16 protein-coding genes are annotated in these 14,724 nt (G+C 72.6%); 6 read left to right on the forward strand and 10 right to left on the reverse strand.

Going from position 1 to position 14,724, the window contains the following annotated elements:
- Positions 1-5: 5 nt before the first annotated feature.
- From KUM03_RS33915 to KUM03_RS33945, 7 genes are read right to left on the reverse strand one after another with little or no spacing between them, the layout of a single operon-like run.
- Positions 6-797 carry an SDR family oxidoreductase gene (locus KUM03_RS33915; protein WP_217254408.1) on the reverse strand — a complete coding sequence of 264 codons (792 nt, stop codon included), beginning with the start codon at positions 795-797 and terminating at the stop codon, positions 6-8.
- A 28-nt stretch (positions 798-825) separates the two neighbouring features.
- Complete coding sequence (locus KUM03_RS33920; protein WP_217254409.1) at positions 826-1,578, reverse strand: SDR family oxidoreductase; 753 nt, start codon at positions 1,576-1,578, stop codon at positions 826-828.
- Positions 1,571-2,092, reverse strand: coding sequence for a cupin domain-containing protein (locus tag KUM03_RS33925; protein WP_217254410.1), 522 nt, complete (start codon positions 2,090-2,092; stop codon positions 1,571-1,573). Before KUM03_RS33925 ends, KUM03_RS33920 begins: the two co-directional genes overlap by 8 nt.
- 5 nt (positions 2,093-2,097) lie before the next feature.
- Complete coding sequence (locus KUM03_RS33930) at positions 2,098-2,901, reverse strand: alpha/beta fold hydrolase (RefSeq protein WP_217254411.1); 804 nt, start codon at positions 2,899-2,901, stop codon at positions 2,098-2,100.
- Positions 2,898-3,710, reverse strand: coding sequence for an aspartate dehydrogenase domain-containing protein (locus KUM03_RS33935; protein ID WP_217254412.1), 813 nt, complete (start codon positions 3,708-3,710; stop codon positions 2,898-2,900). Before KUM03_RS33935 ends, KUM03_RS33930 begins: the two co-directional genes overlap by 4 nt.
- On the reverse strand, positions 3,707-4,684 hold the full coding sequence (locus KUM03_RS33940) for a VOC family protein (protein ID WP_217254413.1): 978 nt from the start codon (positions 4,682-4,684) through the stop codon (positions 3,707-3,709). Before KUM03_RS33940 ends, KUM03_RS33935 begins: the two co-directional genes overlap by 4 nt.
- A 24-nt stretch (positions 4,685-4,708) precedes the next feature.
- Positions 4,709-6,196 carry an aldehyde dehydrogenase gene (locus KUM03_RS33945; RefSeq protein WP_217254414.1) on the reverse strand — a complete coding sequence of 496 codons (1,488 nt, stop codon included), beginning with the start codon at positions 6,194-6,196 and terminating at the stop codon, positions 4,709-4,711.
- A 314-nt stretch (positions 6,197-6,510) separates the two neighbouring features.
- On the opposite strand from KUM03_RS33945, the gene KUM03_RS33950 reads away from it, so the two are divergent.
- A complete protein-coding gene (locus tag KUM03_RS33950) occupies positions 6,511-7,911 on the forward strand; it encodes an MFS transporter (RefSeq protein WP_217254415.1) in 1,401 nt (466 codons plus the stop codon).
- Between the two features lie 81 nt (positions 7,912-7,992).
- Here the strand turns inward: KUM03_RS33950 and KUM03_RS33955 are convergent, their stop codons facing one another.
- Entirely contained in the window at positions 7,993-9,006 is a 1,014-nt protein-coding gene (locus KUM03_RS33955) for a YafY family protein (RefSeq protein ID WP_217254416.1), read from the reverse strand.
- A gap of 101 nt (positions 9,007-9,107) precedes the next feature.
- On the opposite strand from KUM03_RS33955, the gene KUM03_RS33960 reads away from it, so the two are divergent.
- Positions 9,108-9,482: a VOC family protein gene (locus tag KUM03_RS33960; RefSeq protein WP_217254417.1), complete on the forward strand. Its 375-nt coding sequence runs from the start codon at positions 9,108-9,110 to the stop codon at positions 9,480-9,482.
- A gap of 145 nt (positions 9,483-9,627) precedes the next feature.
- Entirely contained in the window at positions 9,628-10,098 is a 471-nt protein-coding gene (locus KUM03_RS33965) for a MarR family winged helix-turn-helix transcriptional regulator (protein WP_217254418.1), read from the forward strand.
- Positions 10,099-10,114: 16 nt separating this feature from the next.
- Here KUM03_RS33965 and KUM03_RS33970 read toward each other — a convergent pair whose 3' ends face one another.
- Entirely contained in the window at positions 10,115-10,534 is a 420-nt protein-coding gene (locus tag KUM03_RS33970; RefSeq protein WP_217254419.1) for an ATP-binding protein, read from the reverse strand.
- A gap of 59 nt (positions 10,535-10,593) precedes the next feature.
- Here KUM03_RS33970 and KUM03_RS33975 point away from each other — a divergent pair, with 59 nt between their 5' ends.
- The 3 genes from KUM03_RS33975 to KUM03_RS33985 all read left to right on the forward strand — a co-directional run bounded on the left by KUM03_RS33975 (position 10,594) and on the right by KUM03_RS33985 (position 12,794).
- Positions 10,594-11,397 carry a helix-turn-helix transcriptional regulator gene (locus tag KUM03_RS33975; protein ID WP_217254420.1) on the forward strand — a complete coding sequence of 268 codons (804 nt, stop codon included), beginning with the start codon at positions 10,594-10,596 and terminating at the stop codon, positions 11,395-11,397.
- 4 nt (positions 11,398-11,401) lie between these two features.
- Positions 11,402-11,593 carry a DUF397 domain-containing protein gene (locus KUM03_RS33980; protein WP_217254421.1) on the forward strand — a complete coding sequence of 64 codons (192 nt, stop codon included), beginning with the start codon at positions 11,402-11,404 and terminating at the stop codon, positions 11,591-11,593.
- A 70-nt stretch (positions 11,594-11,663) separates the two neighbouring features.
- Entirely contained in the window at positions 11,664-12,794 is a 1,131-nt protein-coding gene (locus KUM03_RS33985) for an LLM class flavin-dependent oxidoreductase (protein WP_217254422.1), read from the forward strand.
- On the opposite strand, the gene KUM03_RS33990 is transcribed toward KUM03_RS33985, so the two are convergent.
- Positions 12,770-14,686 carry a bifunctional diguanylate cyclase/phosphodiesterase gene (locus KUM03_RS33990; RefSeq protein WP_217254423.1) on the reverse strand — a complete coding sequence of 639 codons (1,917 nt, stop codon included), beginning with the start codon at positions 14,684-14,686 and terminating at the stop codon, positions 12,770-12,772. The two genes, KUM03_RS33985 and KUM03_RS33990, sit on opposite strands and share 25 nt — an antisense overlap.
- Positions 14,687-14,724: the final 38 nt, after the last annotated feature.

The raw sequence follows: 14,724 nt of genomic DNA on the forward strand, positions 1-14,724 counted from the left end.
ACTCCTCAGAGGATGCCGCGGCCGACTCCGCCGCAGACGTCGATGCTGGTACCGGTGATGTAGGAGGCGCGCGGGGAGAGCAGGGAGACGATCGCGTAGGCGACCTCCTCGGCGCGGCCGAGCCGCCCGAGCGCGATGCCCCGGTCGGCGGCGATCTCCGCCTGCCACTCCTCGTACGTCAGCCCGCTGTCCGCCGCCGCGTGGCGGCGGGTCCACTGGCCGGTGTCGACCAGGCCGAGGCAGACGGAGTTGACGCGGATGCCCTCGGGAGCGAGGTCCCGGGCCAGGGAGGTGGAGAGGTTGAGGATGCCGGCGCGGGCGGCGCTCGTGGTGATCAGCCGGGTCTCGGGCTGCTTGGCGAGGACGGCGTTGACGTTGACGACGGCGGCGGCGTCGGAGGCGCGGAGCCGGTCGCGGGCGGCGGCGAGGGGGTTGAGGACGCCCGCGAACTTCAGCTCCAGCTCGTCGCGCCAGTCGTCCCCGGTCGTCTCGTCGAGGGACTTCATCCGCGACTGGCCCGCGTTGTTGACGAGGCCGTCGAGGCGTCCGCCGAGGTGGTCGGCGGCGCGCTCGGTGAAGTCCCGTACGGCGTCGGCGTCCCGGACGTCGCAGACGCCGGTGTACAGCCGGTCGCTGCCGGCGCCGAGGCCCGCGGCGGCCTTGGCGAGCCGGTCGGCGTCCCGCCCGCAGGTCGCGACGCGGGCGCCTTCCGCGAGCAGGGCGCGGACCGTGGCCAGGCCGACGCCGGAGCTGCCGCCGGTGACCAGGACGGTGCGGTCGGCGAGGCCGAGATCCATGAGTACTCCTAGACGCTGGGGAGTTGGTTCAGTGCATGGTGAAGCCGCCGTTGACGGCGATCACCTGGCCGGTCAGGTAGCGGGACTCCTCGCCCAGGAGGTGGGAGACGAGCCCCACCAGGTCGTCGGGCCGCTGGGGCCGGGCGATGGCGCGGTTCGCCGCGTAGAGGGCGTGCCGCTCGGCCGGTACGGTCTCGGTCGCCTCGACCTCGGTGAGGCCCGGCGCCACCGCGTTGACGGTGATGCCGCGCTCCCCCAGCTCGCGGGCCATCGCCCGGGTCAGTGCGATGACGGCGCCCTTGGAGGCGATGTAGTGGGCGAGGCGCGGGGAGCCGTAGAGGGCCGCGTCGGAGGCGATGTTGACGATCCGGCCCGGGCCGGACATCAGGGGCAGCAGGTGCTTGGCGACGAGCCAGGGGCCGCGCGCGTTGACGGTCATCAGCCGGTCCCAGGTCTCGACGTCGATGTCCTGGAACTCCCGGCCGCCCACGCCGTTGGCGAGGGCCGCGTTGTTGACCAGCCCGTACACCGGGCCGCCGGATGCGACGCGGGCGGCCAGCGCCTCGACGGAGGCCGGGTCGGCGACGTCCAGCGGTACGGACTCCGCCGCGCCGCCGGACTCCCGGATCGCCGTCGCCGTACGGGAGCCCCACTCGTCGTTCAGCTCGGCGACGACGACCCGGTATCCGTCGGCCGCCGCCCGGCGGGCCATGGCCTCCCCCAGGCCACGGCCCGCGCCGGTCACGACGACCGTGCGGCGCCCGGTGGCCGGGTCAGTCACGGGTGACGCCGTACAGCGGGGAGTACTCGGGGTAGGTCGGCACCTGCGGCTTCTGCGTGCCGATGATCACGCAGAACAGGGCGTCGGTGTCGCCCTCGTTCTTCAGCGAGCGGGTCACGCCGGCCGGGACCACGATCATGTCGCGGTAGCCGAGGGTGCGGTACTCGGTCTCGTCGGGGCCTCGGTGGATGCCGACGCGGACCTCGCCCTCCAGGACGAAGAAGGCCTCCTCGACGTCGTGGTGGGTGTGGGCGGGGCCCTCGGCGCCGGGCGGCAGCAGCATGTTGGAGAAGGTGAAGCCGCCGGAGGGGAGGATGCGGCCGTCGTTCTCGTGGTTGCCGGTGGCGCCGGAACCGACGTAGCGGATCTGCGCCCGCTTGTACTGCGGGCCCGCCTTCTCCTGGAAGGACAGGGTGCCCCAGTCCGGCTCGCGGGAGGCCTTGGAGGCGATCAGGGAGTCGGTGTACTTGGCGAGGTCCGAGCCGTTGTCGTAGTCGTCGGTGGTCAGCGGCATGGTGGTCAGCCCTTCGTGGTGCGGGTGTTGGTGACGATGTGCAGGTGGGAGAGCAGCCAGGCGTTGAAGTGCTCGGGCTGTTCCTGGTTGGCCAGGTGACCGGCGTCCTTGACGATCACGTAAGCGGTCTTGTGGAGTCCGCCGGCCAGGACCTGTGAGGCTTCGGGGCCGGTGATCCGGTCCTTCTCACCGCACAGGACGAGGGTGGGCGCGGTGACGTGGGCGAGTTCGCCGCGCAGGTCGGTGGCGGCCATCGACTCGGCCGCCGACCGGTAGCCGGGCGTCCGGACCGAGCCGGCCATGGTGTCGACGACCCGCCGCACCAGCTCGGGCGGCGCGTCCTCGGACAGCAGCCGGGGGCCGCGTTTCTCCGCGAAGGCGCGCGGGCCGAGGCTCTCCAGCTCCGGGACGCGGGCGCGCATGGCGGCGGCCTTCTCGGGGCTGGTGCCGGAGCCGGGTGTGGAGTCGGCGACGGTGAGGGAGGCGACGAGGTCCGGGTGCCGGGTGGCGAGCCGGAGCGCGATCACGCCGCCCCAGGAGACGCCGACGACGTGGGCGTCGGTGCCGCGGGCGCGGATGACCTCGGCGGCGGTGTCGGCGTAGTCGTCGAGGGTGAGGTCGTGGTCCGGGTCGGCGGACTCGGCGTAGCCGGGGGCGTCCCAGGCGACCATCCGGTGGCCGGCGGCGAGTGCCTCGGTCTGCGGGGCGAAGGCGGCGGACGAGGAGCCGATGCCGTGCAGGCACAGGACCAGCGGGCCGTCGTCGCCGTTCTCCTCCAGGTGCAGCCCGGCGGGGTCGTAGGCGGTCACAGGATCTGCCCCCGGCGTCCGGTCAGGGCCGCGAGCGAGCGCAGTACGGCGTACGGGACGACCCTGCTGGTGGCCGGGTTGGCCGCGTCGGGGACGTGGCGGACCTCGAAGCGGTACGAGCCCTGCGGGCCGCTCGCCTCGATCACGTGGGAGGTGTGCGCGGCCGCCGGGTCGGCGACGACGCGGACCCGTACGGCGTCGAGGTCGCCGACCGCGAGCGCCACCGAGGCGGCGACGTTCGTGGACTTGGGGAACCTGACCGGGACGTCGCGCGCGGTGCCGGACATGACCTCGACGGGCGTGGTCGTGGTCCGCAGCCGGGCGAGGGTCGCCTCGTCCATCCAGGGCTGTTCGAGGGTGGCCGGCAGTTTGGTGGTGGTGAGGGTGACCTCGCCGAGCGGTCCCATGGCGCGTACGGCCTGAAGCAGGTCGAGGCCGCCGACCGCGCCGCCGGTGAAGTACACCCGGCCGGGCCCGGCGGCGAGGAGCCGCTTGGACAGGTCCTCGTCGGTCAGTGCTCCGGTGGACGCCACGAGCAGGTCGGTGCCGGAGGCGAGGATCGTCTCGCCCCATTCCCGTACGACGCCCTGGCCCGCGGCCTCGACGATCAGGTCGCAGGAGGTGAGGGCCTGTTCCACGGTGAGCTGCGGGGCGGGGACGGCGTCGCCGAGCGGGCGGTTGTCGACGATGCCCGACAGTTCGGCGCCGGGCACCTCTCCCGCGGCGAGCGCGCCGCCGACGGTGCGGCCGATGGCGCCCCAGCCGATGAGGGCGACCTTGCGGGTGTGGGCTTGGGCGGCGCTGCTCATGCCGCTGCTCCTTCCGGGCCGGTGACGGCGTCCACGGGCGCGGCGACGGGGCTGCCGTCGGGCGTGCCCGTCATGTGGGCGCGGATGCGCTTCGACGGCGGGCCGGCCGTCCCCCACAGGTCGGACAGCTCGGGGGTGCGCCGCCACACCTTGCAGATCCAGGTGTCCTCGACGATCTGGGCGACCTCGGTGGTGTACTCGCAGACCAGGCCGGTGGGGTCGGTGAAGTAGGAGAAGGTGTTGTTGCCGGGGCCGTGCCGGCCGGGACCCCACTCGGGGTTGATTCCGTGGTGCCGGAGCCGGCCGAGGCCGCGCATGAAGTGGTCGATCGAGGTCATCTCGTAGGCGACGTGGTTGAGGGAGACCCACGGCGCCTGGTTGAAGGCGACGCAGTGGTGGTCGCTGCCGCAGCGCATGAAGGCCATCTGGTGCTCGGACCAGTCGGAGACGCGCATGCCGAGGACGTCGCGGTAGAAGGCGACGGAGGCGTCGATGTCGGGGGTGTTGAGGACGGCGTGGGTGACACCGACCGGCAGGGCCGCGTCCCGGCTGCGTTCGGTGACCGCCCAGGTGTCGGCGGACAGTTCGATCAGCCGTCCGTCGAGGTCGTGGAAGCGCAGGCCGTAGCCGCCGCCGACCTGGTCGAGGGGGCCGGGTTCGGTCACGAGCGCGATGCCGCGGGCCCGGAGGCGGCGGGCGGCCTCGTCGATCTCGGCGGGGGTGGCGAGGGCGAAGGCGAGGCGGCCGAGGCCGATCCGGTCGGAGCGGGTGAGGTGCAGGGCGTGGTGCTCCTCGCCGGTGCCGCGCAGCCAGCTCGCGCTGTGCTCGGCCTCGACGACCTGGAGGCCCCAGACCTCCTCGTAGAAGTCGACGGCGTCGGCGAAGTTCGGGGTGAGCAGCTCGACGGAGCGCAGGGCGCGCAGCCGGCCGATCGGGGGGTGGGTCGCGGCGGAACCGGTCGGGGGGTGGGTCATGGCGGAATCTCCCGGGGTGGTGGGTCAGTTGGCCCAGGGCAGGGGCGTGGCGTCGGTGCCCCAGTACAGGGACTTCTGCCGCTGGTAGGCGCGGATCAGGTCGCGGCCCTTCTCGGTGCCGAGCCCGGAGTCCTTCATCCCGCCGAAGGGGGTGGAGATGGAGAACTGCTTGTAGGTGTTGATCCACACGGTCCCGGCCTCGATCCGCCGCCCGAGCCGCCAGGCCGCCCGCGCGTCGCGGGTCCAGATGCCGCAGGCGAGGCCGTAGACGGAGTCGTTGGCCTGCGCGACGAGTTCGTCCTCGTCGTCGTAGGGCAGCGCGACGAGGACGGGACCGAAGACCTCCTCCTGGCAGACGCGGGCCGAGTTGGGCAGGGAGTCGATGACGGTCGGCAGGTAGTAGGCGCCGTTCGCGTACCGCTCGCCCTCGGGAGCGGACCCGCCGCACAGCACCCGGCCGCCCTCCGCGCGGGCGAGGTCGACGGCCGCGGCGACGGTGTCGCGGTGGGCGTGGTGGACGAGCGGTGCGACCTGGGTGTCGGGGGACGTGCCCGGTCCGACGCGCAGTTGGCGTACCCGCTCGACGAGTTCGCCGACGAAGGCGTCGTAGCGCGAGGCGTGGACGAAGAGCCGCGAGCCGGCGATGCAGGACTGGCCACTGGAGGAGAAGATCCCGTACATCACGCCCGCGAGGGCCTGTTCCGTGTCGGCGTCCTCGCGCACGATCGTCGGTGACTTGCCGCCGAGTTCGAGCGAGGCGGGGACGAGCTTGTCGGCGGCGGCGCGGGCGATGGCGCGTCCGGTGGCGGTGCCGCCGGTGAAGCCGATCCGGCCGACGAGCGGATGCCGGACGATGGCGTCGCCCACGATCCGGCCCTTGCCCGGCAGGACGGCGAACAGTGCGGCCGGCAACCCCTCCTCGGTGAGGACCCGGTGGACGAGCCGCCCGAAGGCGAGGGAGACCAGCGGGGTCCACTCGGCGGGCTTGAGCAGGACCGCGTTGCCGCCGGCCAGGGCGGGGGCGACCTTCTGGGCGTCGGAGGCGATCGGCGAGTTCCAGGGGTTGATCGCCCCGACGACGCCGATCGGTTCGTACGTGCTCATCGTGACGTAGGGGCCGCGTGAGGGGGTGAGCGCGTCCTCGGCGGTCTCCAGGGCGGCGGCCGTGTACCGGAAGGTGGCGGCGGCGCTGAGCGCCAGGGCGCGGGTCTCGCCGAGGGTCTTGCCGGTGTCGGCGGTCTGGAGGGCGGACAGTGCGTCGGCGTGCTCCTCGATCAGGTCGCCGATCCGGTGCAGGACGCGGGCCCGCCGGTGCGGCGGCAGATCCCGCCACTCGGGTGCGGCGGCCGCCGCGGCGGCGGCGTGCGCGGCCTCCTCCACGTCGTCCGGGGAGGCGGCGTGGACGGTGGTGATGACGCTGCCGTCGGCGGGGTCCACCGTGCGGATCGGCAGCCCGCCGCCGCGCCGCCAGTGCCCCGCGATGAGGATCTCGTCGGCTGGAACGCGCGGCATGGGGGCCTCCGGGAAGGGACGGTGCGGGAACTCGCGGACACGGCGGGGGCGTTGCCCGAACCGATGTGTCTAGGCGCTAGAAATCTAAGGGCTTAACTAATTGGCCCGCAAGGGACCAAGCGCGACGAATTTTTTCCGACGTCAGGACTAAGGCTTGCCTAACCTCGACCGACTACCGATAGAACTTAAGCCCTGAGACATTCAGCGCCTACATAAGTGGCCCGTCTCGTCCTCGCCGCACCTCTCCAGCCCTCATCGCCGCCCGGCACGCGGTTGCCCCGCCGTGCCGTGCGTCCCGAACCGGAGACCACACCATGACGATCGACGCAGCCCGGGCCACCCCGGGCCCACCGGGCGACTCGGCCGCGCTCGCGGCCGCCATCGGCGCCCGCTTCGAACGCCTGCCGCTGTGCCGCTGGCAGGTGATGGTCCGGCTCGTCGTCGGCGCCGTCACCTTCTTCGAGGCGTTCGACCAGCTCCTTATCGCGTACGCCCTCCCCGAACTGCGCGACGAGTGGCACCTCGGCACCACGCAGGTCACCGCCCTGATGACGGTCGGCTCGATCGGCATGCTGATCGGCGCGCTGGCCTCGGGCAGGCTCGCGGACCGGATCGGCCGGGTGAAGGTCATCGCCGCCTGCATCGCGCTGTCCGGCGTCTGCAACCTGGCCCTGACCCTGTGCACCTCCCCCGAGCCCTTCATGGCGATCCGCTTCGTCCAGGGCATGGCCATCGGCGGCGAGGTACCGATCGCGGCCACCTTCATCGCCGAGATCACCCGCGCCCACCAGCGCGGCCGCTTCGTCCTCCTGTACGAACTGGTCTTCCCGGCCGGTCTGACCGCGGGTGCCCTCCTCGCCGCGTGGCTGGTGCCGGTGCTCGGCTGGCGCTGGGTGTTCGGCCTCGCCGCAGTCCCCGGCCTGCTCTGCTTCGCCCTCGCCCGCTGGGTGCCGGAGTCACCGCGCTGGCTCGCCGACCACGGCAGGCACGACGAGGCCCTGGAGACGATGGCGTCGATCGAGGAGAAGGTCGAGCGGATCACCGGCGCCCCGCTGCCCGAGCCCGCCCCGGCGCGCCCCGTCCCGCCCGCGCCGCACAAGAGCGGCCTGCGCGAACTCCTGACCGGCAGGTACGGCAAACGCACCCTCGTGATCGGCCTGCTGTGGTTCACCGGCTACTTCGCGAACTACGGCATCACGTCCTGGCTGCCGACCATCTACGAGGACCACTTCGACCTCGACCTGTCCACGGCGCTCCTCTACTCGACGGTGACGAGCTGCGCGGGCCTGGCCGGCTGCCTGATCGTCGCCCTCACCGTCGACCGGGTCGGCCGCCGCAACACGGTGATCTGGTGCATGGCGGCGGCCGCGCTCTGCCTGCTGCTCCTCGGCCTGTCGGGCGGCGACTCGGCGACGGGCGTGCTGGCCTGGACGTCCCTGGCCGCGGTCTTCCTCTTCGGCTCCAACATCTGCCTCTACCTCTACACGCCGGAGCTCTTCCCCACCCGAATCAGGGCGCTGGGCTCCAGCGTGGGCGGCGCGATGAACCGCCTGGGCGTCATCCTCGGCCCGATCGTCGTGGGCGCCATCTACGCGGGAGGCGCCATCGGCACGGTGTTCGTGACCCTGGCGGCCGTCGCCCTCGCGGGCTCGCTGTCGGCGGCGGTCGGCGCGGAGGAGACGAGCGGCCGGACGCTGGAGGACGTCGCGCCGTAGCGTGCCGTCACCGAGGCCGCCGGGGATGGGCGGACTCCCCCCACGACGTGAACACTTGCGGTGATTCTGTCCTTGGACCGCTCATATGAGAGGTGGGTGAACAGTTTCGGCGGAAGTGTTCACGGTTGGGGGACGGTGGGTGTGAGCGATGCGGGCCGCGAGCCGGTGGATCAGCCGACGGGCCGGTTCCGGATCGACGACCTCGATGTGGTCGCTGAACTGGAGCAGTTGCCGCACTCCGTCCAGTCCGCCGTACGCCACGGTGATCTCGACCCGCCCGTCGCCGTCCGGCCGGTCACCCACCGTCCGGAGCCGGGCACCCAGGATGCGGCGGGCCAGGTCGACGCTCCCGGCATCGACGCGCGCCGTGACGACGACGTCCTGCCTGCTCTCCAGCACCTCGCCCAACTCCCGCGCCGTACCGACGAGGTCGGCGCCGGGCCGAAGCCGCCGCTCGGCGTCCAGCACCGACCAGTCCCGCAGGCGGGTGAGGGCGAACATACGCGGACGCCCGTCACGATCACCCACGAGATACCACCGCCCGGCCCGCTCCACCAGCCCGTAGGGATCGACCACGAAGTCCTCGGCGACAGCCGCGCCGCTGCGCCGGTAGCCGATCCGCAACCGCCTCCCCTTCCGCAGGTCCCGCACCAGCGCCGCGACGTCGGGCAGCGGCGCGGCCTCCCCGAACCAGGGCCGGTTGTCGATCGCGATCACGTCCGCCAGGGACAGCGGCAGGTCCTCCCGGGCCGGCGGAGGCGACCGGCGCGGCGTGAGCTTGCGCAGCGCCGACCGGGCGGCCGCCTCGCCGCCCACCCGGCGAGCCCGGTCGGGATCGAGCCCGACGGCCCGCAGCAGATCCGCCTCACCGGTCGTCAGCTTCGACAGATCGGCCTGGTCACCGGGCAGCAGACTGATCCCGCCGTACTTGCCCCGCTCGGTGAAGACGGGAATGCCCGCGTCGACCAGCGCCCGCACATCGCGCAGCACCGTCCGCCTCGAAACCCCCAGCTCCCCGGCCAACGCCTCGGCGGTGGTCCGCGGACGCGCCTGCAACGCCGCCAGCAGCTCGATCAAACGCTGCGGTCGCCCCACGCACCCTCCCCTTTTCCTCGAACAGGACAGGTCCTGTCATGTTCCCACGCGAGCCTGACACCGACGGCCGGAACCTCCGGCCCGAAGGGAGTCAGCCACCCATGTCCGCACCGTCCGCCCCCAACCTCTTCCTCGTCTACGTCACCGACACCGAGCGCGCGACCGCCTTCTACACCGACCTGTTCGACATGAAGCCGATCATGGTCACCCCCCGCTACATCCCGTTCGAGGTCGCACCCGGAGTCGTGTTCGCCCTCTGGAACGGCCAGACCGACCAGCTCCACCCCCGGACGCCGCGCACCTCGGAGATCGGCCTGATGCTGCCGGGCCCCGCCTCCGCCATCGACGACCTCCACACCGCGTGGACCGCCAAAGGCGCCACCGTGGTCGAACCGCCGCACGACGAGGTCTTCGGCCGCACCTTCGTCGTCGCGGACCCCGACGGCAACCTGATCCGGGTGGCGCCCGTCGACTAGCGACACGGGCCAGGGGGACGCGGGCCCACCGCGCCCCTCCGCCCGGGCGATCGCGCACTTGCCCTCAAGCGAACTTGAGGTCCTACGGTCTCCGCATGACCGAACGGCACCGGCTCCGCGCCCACGTACCGGGAGAGGACCTCTCATGACGACCCGACGGCTCTCCGAGTCCGAGGCCGAACTCGCCAAGCAGCCCGCGGCCTACTGGACCGGTGTCGCCTACGAGGCGCTCATCGCGTACACCCGGGCCCGGCAGGCCGAAAAGGGCTACACCCAGCCCCAGTTCTGGCTGCTGCGCAACCTGTCGGCGAACGACATCTCGCCCGACGGCGCGGGGATGACACTGCCCGAGCTGCGGGCGGCGATGGCCTCCTACATTCGGCCCGAGGACGACCTGGCGGCGGAGGCCGAGGCACTCCTGGATCGCGGCTGGCTGACGCGGGACGCCGAGGATCGGCTGTGGCTCACCGAGAAGGGCGAACAGGCCCGCGTCGACCTCAAACGCAGCACCCCCGCGATCCGCGCCGCCCTCCACGACGGCATCGACGACGCGGACTACGTCACCACGGTGAAGGTGCTCCAGCGACTGATCCGCAACGCGGGCGGGAGCCGCTGACGGCCCGGCCGGCGCGTCACGCCGTACGTCTCGCCGCCAACTCGCACCACACGTACTTGCCCCGGTTGCCCTCGCGGGCCAGCGGCTGCCACCCCCACACGTCGGCACAGGCCCGGACCATCGCCAGCCCCCGCCCGTCCTCCCGTTCCACCGCCCGATCGAACGGCTGCGGCGGCCGGGGCGGCGACGGGTCCGCGTCCCAGGCCCCGAGCCGGAGCACCCCGGTGCCGGACCAGCGCACCCGCAGGGCGGCGGGCCCCTTCGTATGCCGTACGGCATTGGAGACCAGCTCCGTCGCCAGCAGTTCGGCGCGGTCCACCAGCCGGATCAACCCGTGCATGGTGAGGATCAGCCGGAGGGTACGGCGGCAGACGGTGACGGCTCTGGGGTCGTTCGGGATGTAGAGGGAGTACTCCCACGGATCGTTTTCGGGCATGCGGGCTCCTTCGGAGATGCAGGGGGTGAGTGGGGCGCGGTGGCAGTGCCGCAGCCGTCATGGCAGGACGGAGGCGGGAAGCCGCAGGTCTCAAGGCGACCGAGGCTGCCAGCCTGCTCGGCGTGAACTCCGTTCAGATCAGTCAGATCGAATCCGGGATCGCGGGTGTGAGCGAGGAGCGTCTGCGACGCCTCGCCGCTCATTACGCCTGCGCAGACGAGGATTTGATCGCGGCGCTGGTGACGATGGCGACCGGCCGTACGCGCGGATGGTGGGAGGACTACCGGGGGTCGCTCCCCCACCCGTTCCTGGACCTCTCAGAATTGGAGCATCACGCATCCTGCCGGTGGGACGTGGACTTCCTGCACGTTCCGGGGCTTCTGCAGACCGCGGACTACGCGCGGGCCCTCTTCTCCTACGTCAACCCTCAGTTCCCGGACGAGGAGATCCAGCGCTGGGTGGATCACCGTATGCAGCGCAGAGTCATCGTCGAGCGACCACAGCCGATCCCGTACGAAGCCGTCATCCATGAAGCGGCCTTGCGCATCAGGGTGGTCGACAGCGCCGGGATGAGGGCCCAGCTCGCCCACATCCTGAGCCTTTCCGCACCCGACCACGTGACCGTACGCGTGATCCCCTTCTCCCTGAACCGCTTCGCCGGCGCGGGCAGCGCGATGGTGTACGCAGGCGGCCCCGTCCCGAAACTGGACACGGTCGTCCGCGACACACCGCATGGCACAGTCTTCGTCGACGCCGAAGCTCAACTGAGCCACTTCCGAACACTGTTTCGTAGGGTGGAAGAAGTGGCCCTTGAGCCCGAACGATCTCGTGAGTTCATTCACCGGCTGGCGAAGGAGCTGTGACCCGATGACACGCGGCCCATGGAAGAAGTCGTCCTACTCCGGTGGCGGTGAAGGCAACGCTTGCGTGGAGATCGCCCACCGCCACCCCCACATAGCCATCCGCGACTCCAAGACCCCCACCCGAGCCGTCCTCACCTTCCCCGCCCCCGCCTTCCTCACCTTCCTCGCCGCCCTCAAGGCCCCCGCCGGGGAATAACCGGAGACTGCCTCCTGTTACGTCCTCGCGCAGCGAACGACACCGAACGTGACACCGGGAGGCACCCACCATGGCCCCAGACGCCGCCGCAGGCACCGGCACAGGCACAGGCACCGCAGAGGAGATCCGGGGCACCGCCCACGGCACCGCCCCCGTCCCCCTCTCCGTGCTGGACCTGGTGACCGTCGGCGCCGGCCGGACCGCCACCGACGCCCTGCGCACCAGCGTGGACATCGCCCGCCTCGCGGAGAGCCGCGGCTTCCACCGGTACTGGGTCGCCGAGCACCACTCCATGCCCGGCGTCGCCTCCTCCTCCCCCGCCGTGATCCTGGCCCACCTGGCCGCCCACACCGACCGCATCCGGCTCGGCTCGGGCGGCGTCATGCTGCCGAACCACGCCCCGCTCGTCATCGCGGAGCAGTTCGGCACGCTGGAGGCCATGGCCCCCGGCCGCGTCGACCTCGGCCTCGGCCGCGCCCCCGGCACCGACGGCGCCACCGCCGCCGCCCTGCGCCGCACCGACCGCCTCAACGAAGGCGCCGACGACTTCCCGCAGCAGCTCGCCGAGCTGATCCGCTTCCTGGACGACGACTTCCCCGACGGACACCCCTACCGGCGCATCCACGCCGTACCCGGTCCCGTGCAGGCCACCTCCCCCGGCGGCGTGCAGTCGGCGCACCGGCCGCCGGTGTGGCTGCTCGGTTCCTCCGGCTTCAGCGCCCGGCTGGCCGGCACCATGGGCCTGCCCTTCGCCTTCGCGCACCACTTCTCCGCGCAGAACACGGTCCCCGCGCTGGACCTGTACCGGGAGTCGTTCCGACCGTCCGCCGTGCTCGACGCGCCGTACGCCCTCATCGGCGTCTCCGCGCTCGCCACCGACGACGAGAAGGAGGCCCGCCGGCAGGTGCTGGCCGCCGCGCTGAACATGGTCCGACTGCGCACCGGGCGTCCCGGGCTCGTGCCGACGCCCGAGGAGGCGGAGGCGTACGAGTTCAGCCCGATGGAGGAGGAGTTCGTCGCGTCCTGGAACTCCAACGTCATCCACGGCACCCCCGACGAGGTCCGCTCCGGCCTCGACGACCTCCAGAAGCGCACCGGCGCCGACGAGCTGATGCTCACCGCCAACGCCCACGGCGGCGACGTGCGCCTGCGCTCCTACGAGCTGATCGCCGATGCCTACGGCTTGCCGGCGCCTGCCTGAACCCCGGCCGCGCCGGGCCCGGCGGAGCCCAGCAGGGCGGAGATGCGGTCCGGCGCCACCGGCCGGGAGTAGAGCCAGCCCTGACCGGTGTCGCAGCCGATGCGGCGCAGCCGGGTCGCCTGGTCGGAGGTCTCCACGCACTCGGCGGTGACGGTGAGGCCGAGGCGGTGGGCGAGCTGGACCATCGCCTCGACGATGACCTCGTCGGCGGGGCTGGCCGCCGAGGCGTCCGCGTCCGGCGCGGCCGCGCCGCCCCGGATTCCGGCGGTGCCGCCACCGTCGTACTGGAAGCCCCGTACGAACGCCCCGTCCAGCTTCAGTACCGAGACCGGCAGCCGGCTGAGGTAGGCCAGGTTCGAGTAGCCGGTGCCGAAGTCGTCGATGGCGATGTGGACGCCCATGTCGCTGAGCGCCTTGAGGGCCTGGAGCGGGCGGCCCGCGGAGCCCATCACGGCCGACTCGGTCAGCTCCAGCTGGAGCAGGTGCGGGGCCAGGCCCGTCTCCTCCAGGGTCGCCGCCACGTCCGCCACCAGGTCGGAGTCCCAGACCTGGCGGACGGCCACGTTGACGCTGACGAAGATCGGCGGGTCGTCCGGGTGGGCGAGCTGCCAGCGGCGGGCCTGGCGGCAGGCCGTGCGCAGGATCCAGCGGCCGAGGGGAACGATCGATCCGTCCTCCTCCGCCAGTGCGATGAACCGATTCGGCGCCAGTACGCCGAACTGAGGATGATTCCAGCGGATGAGCGCCTCGACGCCGCGCACCCGGCCGTCCTCCATGCCGACCAGCGGCTGGTACTCCAGCGCGAACTCGCCGCGGTCGATGGCGGGGCGGAGGGTGGCGGCCAGCGCCTGGCGGGTCATGCGGCTGGCGTTGCGTTCGGGGTCGAACAGGGTCCAGCGGGCCCTGCCGTCGGCCTTGGCCCAGTACAGGGTCGTGTCGGCCGCCTGCATCAGGGCGGTGGGCGTGGTGCCGGCGGTGTGGCGTTCGACGACGCCGACGGAGGCGGTGACCGAGAGGCGGCGGTCGGCGACCTTGAAGGGCGCCTGGAGGGCCGCCAGCACGGATTCGGCCAGGTCGGCGAGCTGGTCGGTGCCGGTGGAGTCCTCGACGAGGAGGGCGAACTCGTCGCCGCCGAGGCGGGCGACCAGCGGGGCGCCGGAGCGGGCGTGCGCGGCCTCCTCGGCGCAGCGCGTGAGGCGCTCGGCGACGGCGGCCAGCAGCCGGTCGCCGACGCGGTGGCCGAGGGTGTCGTTGACGGCCTTGAAGCCGTCCAGGTCCAGGTAGCAGAGGCCGATCCGGCCGGTGCCGCCGCCGTGTTCGTACGACTCCGCCTCCAGGGCCGCCGTCAGGCGTTCGAAGAACAGGGCGCGGTTGGGCAGCCGGGTGACCGGGTCGTGCATCTGGAGGTGGCGCAGCCGGGCCTGGAGTTCGCGCCGGGCGCTGATGTCGGCGACCGACAGCAGCAGCCCCGGTGCGCCGTCCTCGCCCTCGGTCCCGGTCAGCGGTTCGACGGTCACCTGCACCCACAGGGAGCGCCCGTCGGCCCCCTTCAGGCGCCGGGTGCAGCGCAGCCGGGCCCGGTGGCCGGACAGCACCTCGCGGTACGCCTGCCAGGTGCCGGCGTCGGAGGCGAGGTCGACTAGGTCGGCGGCCGCACGGCCGGTCAGCGCGTCCGGGCCGGTGCCGAGGAGGGTGCCCAGCGTGTCGTTGGCGCCGACCACCAGGCCGTCGGCATCGACGACGGCCATGGCGAGGGGCGCGGCCGTGAACGCCGATCGGTAGGTGAGGGACCCCGCGCACGGCGCACGAGGAGCCAGGCCGACGTCACCCTCTGTGACGGTCGGCCGGTCGAAGTCTGCCGCGGGCGCCGGCCCTTCGGAGGTTCCGTTCACCGCTCGCTCCCGCAGTGCCTCGATCTCTGTTCGTGCTC

This window comes from Streptomyces sp. AC602_WCS936 (genome assembly GCF_019049125.1).
GTDB lineage: Bacteria > Actinomycetota > Actinomycetes > Streptomycetales > Streptomycetaceae > Streptomyces.